The sequence below is a fragment of the Streptomyces sp. NPDC017993 genome, from assembly GCF_044328065.1.
In the GTDB taxonomy this organism is placed as follows: Bacteria; Actinomycetota; Actinomycetes; order Streptomycetales; family Streptomycetaceae; genus Streptomyces.
This window is the reverse complement of the sequence record NZ_JBIRGO010000011.1, coordinates 154,764-168,710: the sequence shown is the minus strand read 5'-3', so window position 1 is coordinate 168,710 and position 13,947 is coordinate 154,764. Positions and strand designations below refer to the sequence as shown.

At 72.0% G+C, this 13,947-nt stretch carries 16 protein-coding genes and 7 tRNA genes; 14 read left to right on the top strand and 9 right to left on the bottom strand.

Annotation, left to right across the window (positions count from 1 at the left end; translation table 11 throughout):
* Positions 1–107: 107 nt before the first annotated feature.
* Together cobA and ACH4FH_RS21760 are read left to right on the top strand one after the other, a co-directional pair.
* Positions 108–1,340, top strand: coding sequence for a uroporphyrinogen-III C-methyltransferase (cobA, locus tag ACH4FH_RS21765; protein ID WP_398557517.1), 1,233 nt, complete (start codon positions 108–110; stop codon positions 1,338–1,340).
* 73 nt (positions 1,341–1,413) lie between these two features.
* Positions 1,414–2,232: a TrmH family RNA methyltransferase gene (locus ACH4FH_RS21760; RefSeq protein WP_398557516.1), complete on the top strand. Its 819-nt coding sequence runs from the start codon at positions 1,414–1,416 to the stop codon at positions 2,230–2,232.
* Between the two features lie 55 nt (positions 2,233–2,287).
* Here ACH4FH_RS21760 and ACH4FH_RS21755 read toward each other — a convergent pair whose 3' ends face one another.
* Positions 2,288–3,664 carry a serine/threonine-protein kinase gene (locus tag ACH4FH_RS21755; RefSeq protein WP_398557515.1) on the bottom strand — a complete coding sequence of 459 codons (1,377 nt, stop codon included), beginning with the start codon at positions 3,662–3,664 and terminating at the stop codon, positions 2,288–2,290.
* 696 nt (positions 3,665–4,360) lie between these two features.
* Between ACH4FH_RS21755 and ACH4FH_RS21750 the strand changes: the two genes are divergently transcribed.
* The 3 genes from ACH4FH_RS21750 (at position 4,361) to ACH4FH_RS21740 (ending at position 6,183) form a co-directional block, all read left to right on the top strand.
* Positions 4,361–4,570 carry a hypothetical protein gene (locus ACH4FH_RS21750; RefSeq protein WP_398557514.1) on the top strand — a complete coding sequence of 70 codons (210 nt, stop codon included), beginning with the start codon at positions 4,361–4,363 and terminating at the stop codon, positions 4,568–4,570.
* Between the two features lie 223 nt (positions 4,571–4,793).
* Positions 4,794–5,828, top strand: coding sequence for a phosphotransferase family protein (locus ACH4FH_RS21745; RefSeq protein ID WP_398557513.1), 1,035 nt, complete (start codon positions 4,794–4,796; stop codon positions 5,826–5,828).
* Positions 5,829–5,901: 73 nt separating this feature from the next.
* Positions 5,902–6,183: a zf-TFIIB domain-containing protein gene (locus ACH4FH_RS21740; protein WP_398557512.1), complete on the top strand. Its 282-nt coding sequence runs from the start codon at positions 5,902–5,904 to the stop codon at positions 6,181–6,183.
* 46 nt (positions 6,184–6,229) lie between these two features.
* Here ACH4FH_RS21740 and ACH4FH_RS21735 read toward each other — a convergent pair.
* The 5 genes from ACH4FH_RS21735 to ACH4FH_RS21715 all read right to left on the bottom strand — a co-directional run bounded on the left by ACH4FH_RS21735 (position 6,230) and on the right by ACH4FH_RS21715 (position 6,715).
* Positions 6,230–6,301, bottom strand: a tRNA-Val gene (locus ACH4FH_RS21735).
* A gap of 48 nt (positions 6,302–6,349) precedes the next feature.
* Positions 6,350–6,421: transfer RNA gene (locus ACH4FH_RS21730), tRNA-Val, on the bottom strand.
* Between the two features lie 37 nt (positions 6,422–6,458).
* A tRNA-Val gene (locus ACH4FH_RS21725) sits at positions 6,459–6,530 on the bottom strand.
* Position 6,531: 1 nt separating this feature from the next.
* A tRNA-Cys gene (locus tag ACH4FH_RS21720) sits at positions 6,532–6,605 on the bottom strand.
* 37 nt (positions 6,606–6,642) lie between these two features.
* Positions 6,643–6,715: transfer RNA gene (locus tag ACH4FH_RS21715), tRNA-Gly, on the bottom strand.
* A gap of 177 nt (positions 6,716–6,892) precedes the next feature.
* Here ACH4FH_RS21715 and ACH4FH_RS21710 point away from each other — a divergent pair.
* The 3 genes from ACH4FH_RS21710 to ACH4FH_RS21700 are packed head-to-tail and all read left to right on the top strand — an operon-like array spanning position 6,893 to position 9,654.
* The gene (locus tag ACH4FH_RS21710) at positions 6,893–7,963 is read left to right on the top strand and encodes a chorismate-binding protein (protein WP_398557511.1); all 1,071 of its coding nucleotides are present in this window, start codon (positions 6,893–6,895) and stop codon (positions 7,961–7,963) included.
* Positions 7,960–8,784 (top strand): aminotransferase class IV, encoded by an 825-nt coding sequence (locus tag ACH4FH_RS21705; RefSeq protein WP_398557510.1) that lies wholly within the window; start codon positions 7,960–7,962, stop codon positions 8,782–8,784. Before ACH4FH_RS21710 ends, ACH4FH_RS21705 begins: the two co-directional genes overlap by 4 nt.
* Before the next feature lie 39 nt (positions 8,785–8,823).
* Positions 8,824–9,654, top strand: coding sequence for a GNAT family N-acetyltransferase (locus ACH4FH_RS21700; RefSeq protein ID WP_398557509.1), 831 nt, complete (start codon positions 8,824–8,826; stop codon positions 9,652–9,654).
* 58 nt (positions 9,655–9,712) lie between these two features.
* Here the strand turns inward: ACH4FH_RS21700 and ACH4FH_RS21695 are convergent, their stop codons facing one another.
* Entirely contained in the window at positions 9,713–10,243 is a 531-nt protein-coding gene (locus tag ACH4FH_RS21695; protein ID WP_398557508.1) for a DsbA family protein, read from the bottom strand.
* A gap of 171 nt (positions 10,244–10,414) precedes the next feature.
* Between ACH4FH_RS21695 and ACH4FH_RS21690 the strand changes: the two genes are divergently transcribed.
* Complete coding sequence (locus ACH4FH_RS21690) at positions 10,415–10,873, top strand: hypothetical protein (RefSeq protein WP_398557507.1); 459 nt, start codon at positions 10,415–10,417, stop codon at positions 10,871–10,873.
* Between the two features lie 68 nt (positions 10,874–10,941).
* Positions 10,942–11,097 (top strand): hypothetical protein, encoded by a 156-nt coding sequence (locus ACH4FH_RS21685; protein ID WP_393894253.1) that lies wholly within the window; start codon positions 10,942–10,944, stop codon positions 11,095–11,097.
* A 36-nt stretch (positions 11,098–11,133) separates the two neighbouring features.
* Here the strand turns inward: ACH4FH_RS21685 and ACH4FH_RS21680 are convergent, their stop codons facing one another.
* Positions 11,134–11,700 carry a CGNR zinc finger domain-containing protein gene (locus tag ACH4FH_RS21680; protein WP_398557506.1) on the bottom strand — a complete coding sequence of 189 codons (567 nt, stop codon included), beginning with the start codon at positions 11,698–11,700 and terminating at the stop codon, positions 11,134–11,136.
* 228 nt (positions 11,701–11,928) lie between these two features.
* Positions 11,929–12,342, bottom strand: coding sequence for an SsgA family sporulation/cell division regulator (locus tag ACH4FH_RS21675; RefSeq protein ID WP_003959770.1), 414 nt, complete (start codon positions 12,340–12,342; stop codon positions 11,929–11,931).
* A gap of 189 nt (positions 12,343–12,531) precedes the next feature.
* On the opposite strand from ACH4FH_RS21675, the gene ACH4FH_RS21670 reads away from it, so the two are divergent.
* The 4 genes from ACH4FH_RS21670 to ACH4FH_RS21655 all read left to right on the top strand — a co-directional run bounded on the left by ACH4FH_RS21670 (position 12,532) and on the right by ACH4FH_RS21655 (position 13,822).
* Complete coding sequence (locus ACH4FH_RS21670) at positions 12,532–12,963, top strand: TIGR02611 family protein (protein WP_398557505.1); 432 nt, start codon at positions 12,532–12,534, stop codon at positions 12,961–12,963.
* A 53-nt stretch (positions 12,964–13,016) separates the two neighbouring features.
* Positions 13,017–13,088, top strand: a tRNA-Val gene (locus ACH4FH_RS21665).
* Between the two features lie 85 nt (positions 13,089–13,173).
* Complete coding sequence (locus ACH4FH_RS21660) at positions 13,174–13,635, top strand: SRPBCC family protein (protein WP_398557504.1); 462 nt, start codon at positions 13,174–13,176, stop codon at positions 13,633–13,635.
* Positions 13,636–13,750: 115 nt separating this feature from the next.
* Positions 13,751–13,822: transfer RNA gene (locus ACH4FH_RS21655), tRNA-Val, on the top strand.
* Positions 13,823–13,947 lie beyond the last annotated feature (125 nt).

Genomic DNA, 13,947 nt, shown 5'->3' with positions numbered 1-13,947 from the left:
TCCTCACGTACCGCCCCGGGGCCGTACGACCCCTCCAGCCGCTCCAGAGCCGCAGTGGCTGAGCCAGTCGCCGCACTCGCATCACCCGCACAAGGAGCCGTACCACCATGGCTGAGCACGTCGCCGAACACGCTGCCTACCCCGTCGGACTGCGGCTGTCCGGCCGTCGCGTGGTCGTCCTCGGCGCCGGCCAGGTCGCCCAGCGCCGGCTCCCCTCGCTGGTCGCCGCGGGCGCCGAGGTTCTGCTGATCTCGCCCTCGGCCACGCCCTCCGTCGAGGCGATGGCCGACACCGGTGAGATCCGCTGGGAGCATCGCCGCTACCAGGCCGGTGACCTCGCCGAGGCGTGGTACGCGCTGATCTCCACCGACGACCCCGCCGCCAACGCGGCGGCCTCCCAGGAGGCCGAGGACCGCCGGGTGTGGTGCGTCCGTGCCGACGACGCGGAAGCCGCCACCGCCTGGACCCCGGCCACCGGCCACAGCGAGGGCGTCACGGTCGCGGTGCTCACCGGCCGCGACCCGCGCCGTTCCGCCGGTGTTCGCGACGCCATCGTCGAGGGGCTGCGCGACGGCACGCTGGCCGCCCCGCACCACCGCAGCCGCGCCAAGGGCGTGGCCCTGGTGGGCGGCGGCCCCGGCGACCCCGACCTGATCACCGTGCGCGGCCGACGCCTGCTCGCCGAGGCGGACGTCGTCATCGCCGACCGGCTCGGCCCCCGCGATCTGCTGGCCGAACTCCCGCCGCACGTCGAGGTCATCGACGCCGCGAAGATCCCCTACGGCCGTTTCATGCCGCAGGAGGCGATCAACAACGCCCTGATCGAGCACGCCAAGGCGGGTAAGGCCGTGGTCCGCCTCAAGGGCGGCGACCCGTTCGTCTTCGGCCGCGGTATGGAAGAGGCCCAGGCACTGGCCGAGGCCGGCATCTCCTGCACGGTCGTCCCCGGCATCTCCAGCACCATCTCCGTCCCCGGCGCCGCGGGCATCCCCGTCACCCACCGCGGGGTGGCCCACGAGTTCACCGTCGTCAGCGGCCATGTGGCCCCCGACGACGAGCGCTCTCTGGTCGACTGGCCCGCGCTCGCGAAGCTGCGGGGCACCCTCGTCGTCCTGATGGGCGTGGAGAACAGCGGTGCCATCGCCGCCAAGCTCATCGAGCACGGCCGCCCCGCCGAAACCCCGGCCGCCGTCGTGCAGGAGGGCACCACCGCCGCGCAGCGCAGGGTCGATGCGACCCTGGCGACGCTCGGCGAGACCGTACGGGCCGAAGGCGTCCGTCCCCCGGCGGTCATCGTGGTCGGGGACGTCGTCGGCATCACCGCGCCGTCCCCCGAGTAGCCGCACGTTCCCGTAAACAGCCGATGCCGTATGCGGCATGGGAACCTCGACACCGACAAGGCACTATCTTCCCGTGGCAGAAATCATCACCGTCGATGACCCGGACGACCCCCGCCTGAGCGACTACACCGGTCTCACCGACGTCGAGCTGCGGCGTCGGCGCGAGCCCGCGGAAGGGCTCTTCATCGCCGAGGGCGAGAAGGTCATCCGCCGCGCGAAGCACGCCGGCTACCGGATGCGGTCCATGCTGCTCTCGGCCAAGTGGGTCGATGTCATGCGCGATGTCATCGACGAGGTCCCGGCACCGGTCTACGCCGTCAGCCCGGACCTCGCCGAGCGGGTGACGGGCTACCACGTCCACCGCGGCGCCCTGGCGTCCATGCAGCGCAAGACACTGCCGGAGGCCACGGAGCTGCTCGGCACGGCCCGCCGGATCGTCGTGATGGAAGCGGTCAACGACCACACCAACATCGGGGCGATCTTCCGCAGCGCCGCGGCCCTCGGCATGGACGCTGTCCTGCTCTCCCCGGACTGCGCCGACCCGCTCTACCGCCGCTCGGTGAAGGTCTCCATGGGCGCGGTGTTCTCCGTGCCGTACGCCCGCCTGGAGAGCTGGCCCCGGGATCTGGCGGTGGTACGGGAGGCGGGCTTCAAGCTGTTGGCGCTGACCCCGGCTGAGCAGGCGACCTCGATCGACGAGGCCGCCCCGCACACACTGGAGCGCGCCGCCCTGATGCTCGGCGCGGAGGGCGGCGGCCTGACCACCGGAGCCCTGCGGGCCGCCGACGAATGGGTCCGTATCCCGATGGCGCACGGCGTGGACTCGCTCAACGTCGGCGCGGCCGCCGCGGTCGCCTTCTACGCCGTCGCGACGGGCCGCCCGGAGTCCTGACCGGCCGGCCCGGAGCCGCGACCGGACACGGGACCGCGAGAGCGGCCCCGTCCGGTCAACTGCTCTGCCGCGCCGCCACGGAGCGGCCGGTCTCCTCGTCGGCGCCCGGTGCGTGACCGGTCTCGGCACGGGTGACCGGCCCCGGCCGCTCCCTGCCCATCCCGCGCGCCGGGCCCTGGCAGCCCTGCGCCGCCGCGATACCGAGCGCCACCAGCAGGGTCACCGTCACGAACACGATGATCCGCTGCCGCAGCAGCTTGCGGTCCGGACCGGGCCGGCGCCCTCCCGATGTCGTACGCACCGCGGAGCGCGACCCGCTGCGACCGGGCCGCGCCGCCGGAACGCGCCCCGAGCGCCGTCCGCCGGGCCGTGGCCGGGACCCGGCACCGGACGCCGGTCCGGCGGGCCGGGGAGTGCCCTCCCGCGGCGACGGGGGCCGGCTCGCCTGCGGCCGCGGTGTGGAGGTGCCCGTCGCCCGCCGCTCGGTGCGCTGACGCGCGTACTCCTCGGCACGCTGCCCCGTCGGCCGGTCCGCCGTCCGGCGCTCCCCATGGCTCCAGCCGCCCGCCCCGCCGGCCGGCTCGCCTTCCAGGGGGCCGCTCGACAGGCCGTGCGCCTCACGGGCGGCGATCTCCTTCAGCCGCAGCGACAGCGACAGGGTGCTCGGGCGGTCCGCCGGGTCCTTGGCCAGACAGGAGGCGAGCAGCGGTGCCAGCGCGTCCGGCACCCCGGCCAGTTGCGCCTCCTCGTGCACCACGCGGTAGAGCATGACCTCGGAACTGCCCTGGCCGAAGGGCGAGTCGGCGGTGCAGGTGTAGGCGAGCGTGGCCCCCAGCGCGAAGATGTCCGTCGCGGGCGTCACCGCGGCACCGCGTACCTGTTCCGGCGCGAGGAACCCCGGCGAGCCGACGGCCGTGCCGACGTGGGTCAGGGTGCTGGCGCCGGTCGCCCACGCGATACCGAAGTCGATGATCCGTGGCCCCTTGGGGGACAGCAGGATGTTGGACGGCTTCAGGTCGCGGTGCACCACGCCCGCGTCGTGGACGGCGAGCAGTCCCTCGGAGAGCGCGGCGCCGATCGAGGCGACCTGCGCCGGGGACAGCGGCCCTTCCTCGTTGACCTTGTCGTGGAGGGACGGGCCGGGGACGTACTGCGTGGCGAACCAGGGCCGGTCCGCGTCGAGATCGGCCGCCACCAGTCGGGCCGTACAGCCGCCGCGGATACGCCGGGCCGCCGAGACCTCGCGCGCGAACCGGGAGCGGAACTCCTGATCCTCCGCCAGGTCCGGGCGGATCACCTTCAGCGCCACCCGCTGCCCGCGCTTGTCCGATCCGAGATAGACCACGCCCATCCCACCCGCGCCGAGCCGGCGGTGGAGCCGGAACGTCCCGACGACACGCGGGTCCTCGCGTCGGAGCCGCATCATCGCCATGTCCGTCCCCTACCTGCGGTGGGGAGGCCCCACTCCGCTGCCAACCGTCTGACGTGGCACAGCTTACGGATTGACGGCTCGCTGTGCTGATAGGCCGCGCATGCGTCGGCCACCGGATTGCCGCCGCGTGGGAGGGATTCCCACCCGGCGGGTCGCAAACGGCGGCCGTACGCGCCCGTTTCCGACATGAGTGCTCAATGCTCCGCTCCTGAAAGGAGATTGACGTACCGAAGGGTAGGTTTCACCGGCGCCCGGGAAGATGCCGACGTGTCCCCGCGCCCCTGGCGGCGGGGTGACGCGCATGCTCTGCAGCGGCCTCGGAACGGCGGTCCGGGGGAGTGGCCGAGTGAGGGACGTCACCCAAGGGGGTACTGTCCCGCCGGGACGGGGCCACGATGGTGGCGCACACGGCCCGATTCCCGCTCTCCGCAGCAGCGTTCAGCCTCCGTGCGGCCGGTATCGCCGACGGCGCGGCCCGCTCCCCTCGGGGATGCCCTCAGGGTCGCCGTCCCGGCTCTCCACCCTGGGGAGTACGCGCAACCCCCTCCCGTCATCCTCCTGGAGGCCCGTCAATCGATACGACGGCATGACGACCCGAGCCCCACGGCTGCCTAGTGTGGTGTTCAAGCGGCGGGCGACAGCACTCGTCCCCCGAGGTCAGACGCCCGCCGCCCCAGACACGACAGGAGCAGGACGATGGCGGACACCACAGGGCGGACGGCCCTTCGAGCGCACGGGCGGCGAGTCGCCTCGGCGCTCGGCGGCCGACAGCCCTCCGGCACGCGCCATCCTCTCGTCGCGGTCGCCATGGTGATGCCGCTGGCGATCGTCCTGTCCGTCGTCTTCGGCGGCTGGGAAGCCGTCCTGACACAGGCGTCGTCCGTGGCCGGAATGCTGGGGCGCTGACAGGCGCCCCGGTCCCGGGAGAGCGGCCCGGGACGGGGACTTCCGGCAGAAAAACCCCGTGGGGACGGGGGTAGGGCGGACGGCACGACGGCCGGGCATCTGGGGAGATGCCCGGCCATCGAGCATCGGCGGGCCACCTGTGGGACCCGTCCGCCGGGACCGCGCGTACGATCCCAGGCCGGGCCGCGCACGGTCCGTACGGCTCGCAGCCCCCGGGGGACGGATGACCAGCACACTGCTCGACCGGTTGGCCGCCCTGTCGGCCGCCGCCGCGACGCAAACCGGGGCCGCCCCGGGAAGCGGGCCGGCCCCGACGGTGCTCGCCGACCGCCCCGACGGCACGGTCGTCCGCACCGGCCACACGGTCGCCAAGGCCCACGCCCCCGACAGCGACACCACGGCCCTCGCCACCCGCCTCCGTATCGCCGCCCACCCCTCGCTGCACGGCGTCCTGCTGCCGCCGCTCCCGCTCACCGCCCCCGACGGCTTCCTCACCCTCACCGAGGAGGGCCGGGCACTGACCCGCTGGCCGTACGGCACCCCGGTCCCGCCCGACGACCCCGACGCCGCGCCCTGGGAGGAAGCCGCCCGCCTGCTGGCGCGTCTGCACGCCGTCGACCCGGCCCAACTGCCCGGCCCGGTGCCCCCGATGCGCGGCCCGGCCAAGGCCGCCCGCGCCCTGGCCCGTATGCGCACCGCCCTCGCCCCGCTCCGGGGCACGATCCCCGCGCCCCGGGCGTCCCTGCCCGCGCCCGGCTCCCTCGCCGAGGCGGCCAGGTCCATCGAGGCCGCGTGGGCCCTGCTGCCGCCCTGGACACGCGATGCCGCGCCGGGGCCGCAGCCGGCCCTCCTGTGCCATGGAGACCTCCACCTCGGCCAGCTCGTACGGCACCCGGCCACCGGCGGCCGGTGGTTGCTCATAGACATCGACGACCTGGGTCTGGGCGACCCCGCCTGGGACCTGGCCCGCCCCGCCGCCTGGTTCGCCACCGGCCTGCTCGCCCCGGACATCTGGGCGCGCTTCCTCGCCGCCTACCGTGCGGCCGGCGGCCGCGCCGTGCGTCCCGACGGAGATCCTTGGCCCGACCTGGAGATACCCGCCCGCGCGCTGACCGTGCAGACCGCCGCCCTCGCCGTGGCCAAGGCCGCGGGGGAGTCCCGCCCTCTCGACGAGATCGAGACGGCGGTCGTCGACGCCTGCGCCCGTATGACCTCTTTGCCGCGGCAGTTGGCTCCCGCCGCGCGCAACGTAGGGTGAACACCTCGTCGCCGGGAGGCCGTTCCGGCGACGCCGCAGTGAGCAGCAATGAATGACAGGAGTTGAGCCGACGATGCAGTGCCCCAAGTGCCATGCACCGATGCACACGTACAACCGCAATGGCGTTCAGATCGAGCAGTGCGCAGGCTGCCGGGGGATCTTCCTGGACTACGGGGAGCTGGAGTCGCTGACCCGCCTGGAGTCGCAGTGGTCCCAGCAGGCCCCGCCCCCGCCGCCCGCCGCCCCGCAGGCGTACCCGGCGGCTCCCGCCTGGGGCGCCCCGCACCAGGGCCACCACGGCCACCACGGCCACCATGGTCACCGCAGCTTCGGGCGAATGCTCTTCTCGTCCTGACAACGACCGAGGGCCGGAGCGAATGCTCCGGCCCTCGGCTGCTGTGTGGACGATACTGGGATTGAACCAGTGACCTCTTCCGTGTCAGGGAAGCGCTCTCCCGCTGAGCTAATCGTCCTCGGGACCGCGGATCTCGATGATCTCCGCAGATGCTGCATGTGCTGCGTGCGCGATACTGGGATTGAACCAGTGACCTCTTCCGTGTCAGGGAAGCGCTCTCCCGCTGAGCTAATCGCGCGGGACGGACACCCGGTCAAGCATGATCGGGGATCCAGTGGACGATACTGGGATTGAACCAGTGACCTCTTCCGTGTCAGGGAAGCGCTCTCCCGCTGAGCTAATCGTCCTTGGAGGTGGAGACGGGATTTGAACCCGTGTAGACGGCTTTGCAGGCCGTTGCCTCGCCTCTCGGCCACTCCACCAGGAGTGAGGGGGTTCGGGAAAAGATCCCCCACATCGAGCGGACGACGAGACTCGAACTCGCGACATCCACCTTGGCAAGGTGGTGCTCTACCAACTGAGCTACGTCCGCAGATGTCGCTCCCAGACTACGTCCGGGAGCTACGCGGCCTCCGGTGCGCTTGCGCGTCCCGGCGACGTGTTGAACTCTAGCGGATTCCGGGGCCAGTACAAAAACGCGTTTGTGCAGCGTGCTGCGCTGCTCGCTCGGCCGAGGCGGCGGTCGGCCGGCCGCCATAGACTCACTGACGTGCACGACTTCCCTCCCATGGCGCGCTTCGGGGGTCTGATAGCCACCGACCTGCGCGATGTCACCAGCGATCCCGCGGCCCTGGACTCCACCGGCTGGTGGGCGGTGATCGCCGACTTCGAGGGTGCGGTGGTCTGCGCGCGCTTCGCGGACGTCCGCCCCGCCACCGCCGCGGACGCCCCCGCGCCCGGCGGCTGGAGCGGACCGTCGCCCGCCGATTGGCGCAGCTCCCTGGACCGAGGCGCCTATACAGAGGGCGTACGGCGGATCCGTGACTACATAGCGGCCGGCGAGGTCTATCAGGTGAACCTCTGCCGCGTGCTGACCGCGCCGTTGCCCGACCCCGCCCGCGCCGACGTGGACGCGCTCTCCGCGGTACTCGCCCTCGGCAACCCCGCCCCGTACGCCGGCACGGTCCGGCTGCCCGCCCATGGCGTGGAGGTGGCCACCGCCTCCCCCGAGCTGTATCTGCGCCGGGCCGGCCGCAGCGTCGAGTCCGGCCCCATCAAGGGCACCGGCAGGACCGCCGATGACCTTTCCGAGAAGGACCGGGCGGAGAACGTGATGATCGTGGACCTCGTCCGCAACGATCTTGGCCGGGTCTGCGCGAGCGGCACGGTGACCGTCCCGGCACTCTGCGCGGTCGAGCCCCACCCCGGCCTCGTCCACCTCGTGTCCACCGTGCGCGGCGAGCTGGCCGAGGCGCACGAGAAGACGGCCTGGGCGGACCTGCTCGGCGCCACCTTTCCGCCCGGGTCCGTCACCGGCGCCCCCAAGTCCAGCGCCCTGCGCATCATCGACGAGCTGGAGACCGTGCCCCGGGGCCCGTACTGCGGCGGCATCGGCTGGGTCGACGCCGACCGCCGCACCGGCGAGCTGGCCGTCGGGATCCGTACGTTCTGGATCGACCGCGCCGCTCCCGCGGGTCCGGTGCTCCGCTTCGGCGCGGGGGCGGGCATCATCTGGGACTCCGATCCCGACCGCGAGTGGGCGGAGACCGAGTTGAAGGCGAGCAGGCTGCTGGCGGTAGCGTCGGGACTGCACGCCGCGAGTGGAGGAGAGCGACGATGAAGATCTGGCTCGACGGAGGACTGAGGGACGCCGACGGCGCCCGTGTCTCGGTCTTCGACCACGGCCTGACGGTCGGCGACGGAGTCTTCGAGACCCTCAAGGCCGAGGAGGGGCGTGCCTTCGCCCTCACCCGCCATCTGGAGCGTCTGACGACCTCCGCCCGGGGGCTCGGACTGCCCGATCCCGACCTCGACGAGGTGCGGCGCGGCTGTGCGGCCGTCCTGGAAGCCAACCCGATGGCGCTCGGACGGCTGCGGATCACCTACACCGGCGGTGTCTCACCGCTCGGCTCGGACCGCGGCGACCTGGGCACGACGCTGGTGATCGCGCTGTCCGGGACCCACCGCCGGCCCGACACCACGGCGGCCGTCACGGTGCCCTGGACGCGCAACGAGCGCGGTGCGCTCGCCGGGCTGAAGTCGACCTCCTACGGGGAGAACGTCGTCGCGCTCGCCCGCGCCCGCGAACAGGACGCTTCCGAGGCGCTGTTCGCCAACACCGTCGGCGCGCTCTGCGAAGGCACCGGCTCCAACGTCTTCGTCGTCCTCGACGGTGAACTGCACACCCCGCCGCTGGCCTCCGGCTGCCTGGCGGGCATCACCCGGGCCCTGACGGTCTCCTGGGCGGGCGCCAAGGAGACCGATCTGCCCCTGGACGTACTGGAGCGGGCCGAGGAGATCTTCCTGACCTCCACGCTGCGCGACGTCCAGGCGGTGACCCGGATCGACGGGCGCCAACTGGCCGACGCGCCCGGCCCGGTGACGGCCGAGGCCATGCGGATCTTCGACGAGCACGCGGCGGCGAACTTCGATCCTCGGTGAGGACGTGCCCGGGGGCGGGGCGGCGGGTAGAAAGACTCCGTGACCACAACGCTGCGGCCCGCGGGACCGGAAGAACGACGTGACGACGGGGGCCGTGCCCGTGTCTACGACGTCTGCGTCAACAGCCGCCGGGCGGGCGGTATCCGGCTGAGTACGGACCCTCGGTTCGGCCCCACGGCGGGCCGGATCGAGGCCCTTCGGATCGAAGCCCCCGACCGGCGGCGCGGCCGGGCCACGGTCGCCGCGCTCGCCGCCGAGGAGGTGCTGCGCGGCTGGGGCTGCCGGCAGATCGAACTGACCGTCCCGGCGGAGACCGGGGCCGCCATGCGGCTCGCCACCGCCCTCGGCTACACCGAACGCAGCCGCACCCTGGCCAAGCCCCTCATCGAGCCGCCCTCCCTCCCGGTGGGCAGCGTTGCCCGTCCGCTGAGCGAAGAGGAGTACCCGGCTTGGCGGGACGCGGCGCTCGCCCTGCACGTCCGCACGCAGATCGGCCAGGGCATGGCTCCCGAGCGCGCCGGCGAGACGTCCGCGGCCGGGCACCGCGCGCTTCTGCCGGACGGCGTGGGGACGCCCGACCAGGCGTTGCGCGTCCTCACCCATGACGGAGTGCGGGTCGGCACCCTCTGGGTCGCCCTGCGGATGGCGGAGCAGCCCGGCGGCTACGTCGTCGATGTGCAGGTCGCCGCCGCCCACCGGGGCCGGGGCCACGGGCGCACCCTGATGCTGGTCGCCGAGCGCGAGAGTCTCTCCGCCGGCCGCACGTCCCTGGGCCTCAACGTCTACGCCGACAACGCCCCGGCACGGGGCCTGTACGACTCACTGGGCTACGGGCCCACCGCCTACCTGCTGTGGAAGCCGCTGCTGTGAGCGGGAGGGCCGGTGGCCCTCCCATAGGTCCGCGCACGCTCCAACAGGGAGCCCGGCGTCAGCTCTGCTCGGGTAGCAGCCGGTCGGCGATCTCCTCGATCCGGGCGCGCAGCCCCTCCTGACTCTTGCCGCCGTCCAGCCGCTCGCCGTCGATCACATACGTCGGGGTGCCGCTCACGCCGATCGCCTTGCCCTCGGCCTGGTCGGCGTCGACGATCAGCAGATGCCGGCCGTCGATCAGCGCGGTGTCCATCTCCTCCGCGTCGATTCCCAGCTCCGCGGCCACCTCCAGCAGCAGCCTCTCGCCGCGGCTGCCGAGCTCGCCGGTGCGGGCCAGCACCGCCTCGATGAACGGCCACCCCTGGCCCTGCTCGATGGCTTCCTCGGCGGCCTGGGCGGCGACGTAGGCGTGCTTGTGCTTCTCCAGCGGGAAGTGCCGCAGCCGGATCTCCAGCCGGTCGCCGTAGCGCTCGCGCACCGCACGCAGGTCCTCCAGGGCGGCATGGCAGTCCGGGCACTGCAGCTCGCACCACACGTCCAGGACGGGGCGGGCGGGGCGGGCGGGGTCGGAGCTGGTGGCATCGTTCATGAGGCCAGTCTTCCAGCCCGGGGTCCGCCTCCCGAAACGGGACCGGGGGAGGAGTGAACCCGGAAATGTCCCTGAGGGCGGGCCGGAACGTGGTCGCCGGAGCACCGGAGAGGGCAGGATGGATGGCAGGAGCGGATTGCCCGCTCGCTCATCCATCGGCAGGAGGACCGGATGCTGACCTCGACCGTGTGTGCCGCGGTGTCGGCGGCGGGCCTGGGCATCGCCGCGCTGACCGCGTACCGCAAGCGGTTCCTGACCGCGACCCGCATCGCCGCCTTCTCCCTCATCCCCATCGGTCTGGTGATGACCGGCGTCATCGACTGGGTCACCGACCTCGTCTTCAAGCCGACGGTCTGGGCGGGCTTCGGCGTCCTCGCGATCTCGGCCGTGCTGTTCCTGCTCGCCAGGGCCGTGGAGCGCCGCAGGGGCGGCCTCGGCAGCCGCAAGGAGCGCAAGGCGGCGCAGGCTTCCCGGCCCGATGCCGTGGCGCCGGCCGCCTCGGCACCGTCCCTGGGGGCCGGCCGCGAAGTCGCATCGCCGGCCGCGAAGCCGCAGGAGCGGGGCAAGGGCGCTGCGCCCAAGGATGACTTCTCGGACATCGAAGCGATCCTGAAAAAGCACGGGATCTGATGAACTACCGCTGCTGAGGGGCTTATTGGGCGCCTCGGGACGATCATCTGCGCCATGATGCGCGCGAGATGAACGATGAGTGCGCCCTGGCCCGGGACGACGCCCCGGCCCCCGAACCGCGCGGCTGTCTTTTCGCGCTGTCCCAGCCGCCGCTGATGCTTTTCCTCGGCGTTATCGGCTTTCTGCTCCTTCTCGGCGCCGTACACGACCTGTACGTCCTGTGAGGCCGCCTGCCCGCTGCCGGGTGGACGGGAGGCCGCTCAGCCCGCGGCCTCCCGCCGCCGGGCCCGGTAGGCGGCGACGTGCAGCCGGTTGCCGCAGGTGCGGCTGTCGCAGTAGCGCCGGGAGCGGTTGCGCGAGAGGTCGACGAAGGCATGCCGGCAGTCCGGCGCCTCGCAGTGCCGCAGCCGCTCGCGCTCCCCGGCGACCACGAGGAACGCCAGCGCCATCCCGCCGTCCGCTCCCAGGTGCTCGGCGACCGAGGCGCCCGGCGCGAAGTAGTGGACATGCCAGTCGTAGTTGTCGTGATCGGTCAGCCGCGGCGTGGTGCCGGCCGAGGCGACCAGGAAGTTCAGCAGCTCGGCCGCGGTCCGGTCGTCGTCCGCCGCGAAGACCTGGGCGAACCGTGCGCGGACGTCCCGCACCGCCGCCAGATCGCCCTCGCCGAGGGCGCCCACGTCGCTGACGTCGTTGCGCTGCACGAACTCCTGGAGAGCGGCGAGGTCGGTGAGGCTGTCCGGAGCCCCGGGCGCTTCGCCCTCCGGGGCGGTGTTGAGCAGATCGACGACCGCGTCGAGCGCGCACCGGGTGTCATGGGTGATCATCACGGTTCGCTCCCTGGCCGGATGGGGCCCGACGGGTGCCGACCCCGGTGTTCGTTGCCGAATGGTCGCCGACTCTAGCGCTTCGAACAAGCCTCGGCGCCGCCTCCGCGGTGGGTCCGCGGCGGCGGCGCCGAAGTGTGCCGTATGAACTTGTCGGTCCTGCGCCGTCGCCCCGAGTCGGACGGTCGCAAGTCGTGAGCGGTTGGGTGCGGTGGATGGCTGTGGTGCGTCTCAGCTCTCCGCGAGGATGTGGGAGAGCTCCGTGTCGAGATCGAAGTGCCGGTGTTCCGTACCGGGTGGCACGGCGGCGTCGGTCCTCTTGAGGAACGATTCGAGGGCCCGTGCGGGCGCCTCGAGAAGGGCTTCGCCTTCCGGGGAGCTCAGGGCGATGCAGACCACGCCCTGACCGTGGCTCCGGGACGGCCATACGCGGACGTCTCCGGTGCCCGTGGGCCGGTGCAGGCCCTCGGCGAGGAGGTCGCGGGCGAAAACCCACTCGACGGTCTCCTCGGCTCCGGTGTGGAAGGTGGCATGCACGGCGTAGGGATCGGCCGTGTCATACCGCAGGCCCGCGGGTACAGGCAGTGAGGACTCGCTCGACACAACGAGGCGCAGGTGCAGCTCGCAGCTGACCGTGGTGTTCATAAGCGCCAGGGCCTTTCGCTCAGTGTGCGCTCGGGGATTCGCACGTCGGCGAAATCGACATGCCACCTACGGTGCCGTTGTAAACCCCTCTGACGGTTTTGGGTGGCTTCAGGTACCTCTTACGGCGGATTGCAGGATCGTCCTCGGCGGTAATTCCGGTGGACGGATCTCGTCCGGTAAGTTGGCCTTATGAATACGCAGAGTAACGGGGGGCCGGAAGCCGACGAGGGGAGCTCCGCGACGAGTGAGCGCCCGCTCGGATCGCGGGCGCCGCGCTTCATCAAGAGCTCCCGGCCGCTGCACCTGAGCTGGCAGGTCGGAGTCTTCGTGGTCGGCCTCGCGGTCGTGGTGGCCGGAGTGATCATGCTGCCGCTGCCGGGCCCCGGCTGGCTGGTGATCTTCGGCGGTATGGCGATCTGGGCGACGGAATTCGTCTGGGCCCAGTTGGTGCTGCGCTGGACGAAGGTGAAGGTCACCGAGGCGGCGCAGAAAGCGCTCGACCCGAAGGTGCGGCGGCGCAACATCATTCTGACCACCATCGGCCTGGTGATCATCGCGGTGGCGCTCGCGGTGTATGTGTGGAAGTTCGGTTTCGCGATGCCGTGGAACGTCTCCGAGTGATCCACAAATGGTCGGGGGCCCCTGCCCACGTGGGGTAATGTTGGCGATGCGCCGGGCGATTAGCTCAGTGGGAGAGCGCTTCGTTCACACCGAAGAGGTCACTGGTTCGAACCCAGTATCGCCCACCCGGCCGACGGCTCGGAGACATCAAGTCTCCGGGCCGTCGTGGTTGTTGAGCGCGCGCTCATCGCTGTCGCGCACACTGGGATCATGTCCGACTGGTCAGGCCGCCTGCATCGCCACTCCTTCCGCAGCGTATGGCTGCTCGATGCCCCGCCCGGCGTCGTCTACGCCGTGCTCGAACGTGTCGAGGCGTATCCCCGGTGGTGGCCGCAGGTGCGCGAGGTGACATCGATCGACGAGCACAGCGCGGAAGTCCGTATCCGGTCACTGATTCCGTACGACCTGACGATCGTCGCGAGTGAGGACGTGAGGGACCCCGGGACAGGCGTGCTGAAGATCGCGATGCGCGGGGACCTGGCGGGCTGGGCACGCTGGACGATAAGGCCCGGCAAGGGCGGGACGCGGGCGGTCTACGAGCAGGAGGTCGAGGTCTGCAAGCCGCTCCTCAGGAGGCTCGCGCCCCTGGGGCGGCCGCTGTTCCGCCTCAATCACGCCTTGATGATGCGGGCCGGCCGGCGCGGGTTGGCGAGCTGGCTGGCGCGTGGGTGACGGCCGCCGGGAGGTCCGGCGGGGCCGCCCGGACCGATGCGGCACAGGAATTTGATGAAAGCCCGCCGCGACCTGTATTGTTCAGGTCGTTCGCGGGGAAACCCCGCCGACACCCGGGCGATTAGCTCAGTGGGAGAGCGCTTCGTTCACACCGAAGAGGTCACTGGTTCGAACCCAGTATCGCCCACCGGGATCAAGAACCGGGCCGCCAAATGGTGGCCCGGTTCTTTTCGTTGAGATCGGCCGGAGATCTGCCATGGAACCGTTTTCCGGCGGACACCGTGGAAACCGTCGCCGGTGAATGCCGGAATT

Excerpts from the sequence above, each read along its gene's own strand:
- cobA (WP_398557517.1), top strand. The coding sequence starts at position 108 with ATGGCTGAGCACGTCGCCGAACACGCTGCCTACCCCGTCGGACTGCGG.
- ACH4FH_RS21755 (WP_398557515.1), bottom strand. The coding sequence starts at position 3,664 with ATGGCGATGATGCGGCTCCGACGCGAGGACCCGCGTGTCGTCGGGACG.
- ACH4FH_RS21750 (WP_398557514.1), top strand. The coding sequence starts at position 4,361 with ATGGCGGACACCACAGGGCGGACGGCCCTTCGAGCGCACGGGCGGCGA.
- ACH4FH_RS21745 (WP_398557513.1), top strand. The coding sequence starts at position 4,794 with ATGACCAGCACACTGCTCGACCGGTTGGCCGCCCTGTCGGCCGCCGCC.
- ACH4FH_RS21740 (WP_398557512.1), top strand. The coding sequence starts at position 5,902 with ATGCAGTGCCCCAAGTGCCATGCACCGATGCACACGTACAACCGCAAT.
- ACH4FH_RS21705 (WP_398557510.1), top strand. The coding sequence starts at position 7,960 with ATGAAGATCTGGCTCGACGGAGGACTGAGGGACGCCGACGGCGCCCGT.
- ACH4FH_RS21695 (WP_398557508.1), bottom strand. The coding sequence starts at position 10,243 with ATGAACGATGCCACCAGCTCCGACCCCGCCCGCCCCGCCCGCCCCGTC.
- ACH4FH_RS21690 (WP_398557507.1), top strand. The coding sequence starts at position 10,415 with ATGCTGACCTCGACCGTGTGTGCCGCGGTGTCGGCGGCGGGCCTGGGC.
- ACH4FH_RS21685 (WP_393894253.1), top strand. The coding sequence starts at position 10,942 with ATGAACGATGAGTGCGCCCTGGCCCGGGACGACGCCCCGGCCCCCGAA.
- ACH4FH_RS21675 (WP_003959770.1), bottom strand. The coding sequence starts at position 12,342 with ATGAACACCACGGTCAGCTGCGAGCTGCACCTGCGCCTCGTTGTGTCG.
- ACH4FH_RS21670 (WP_398557505.1), top strand. The coding sequence starts at position 12,532 with ATGAATACGCAGAGTAACGGGGGGCCGGAAGCCGACGAGGGGAGCTCC.
- ACH4FH_RS21660 (WP_398557504.1), top strand. The coding sequence starts at position 13,174 with ATGTCCGACTGGTCAGGCCGCCTGCATCGCCACTCCTTCCGCAGCGTA.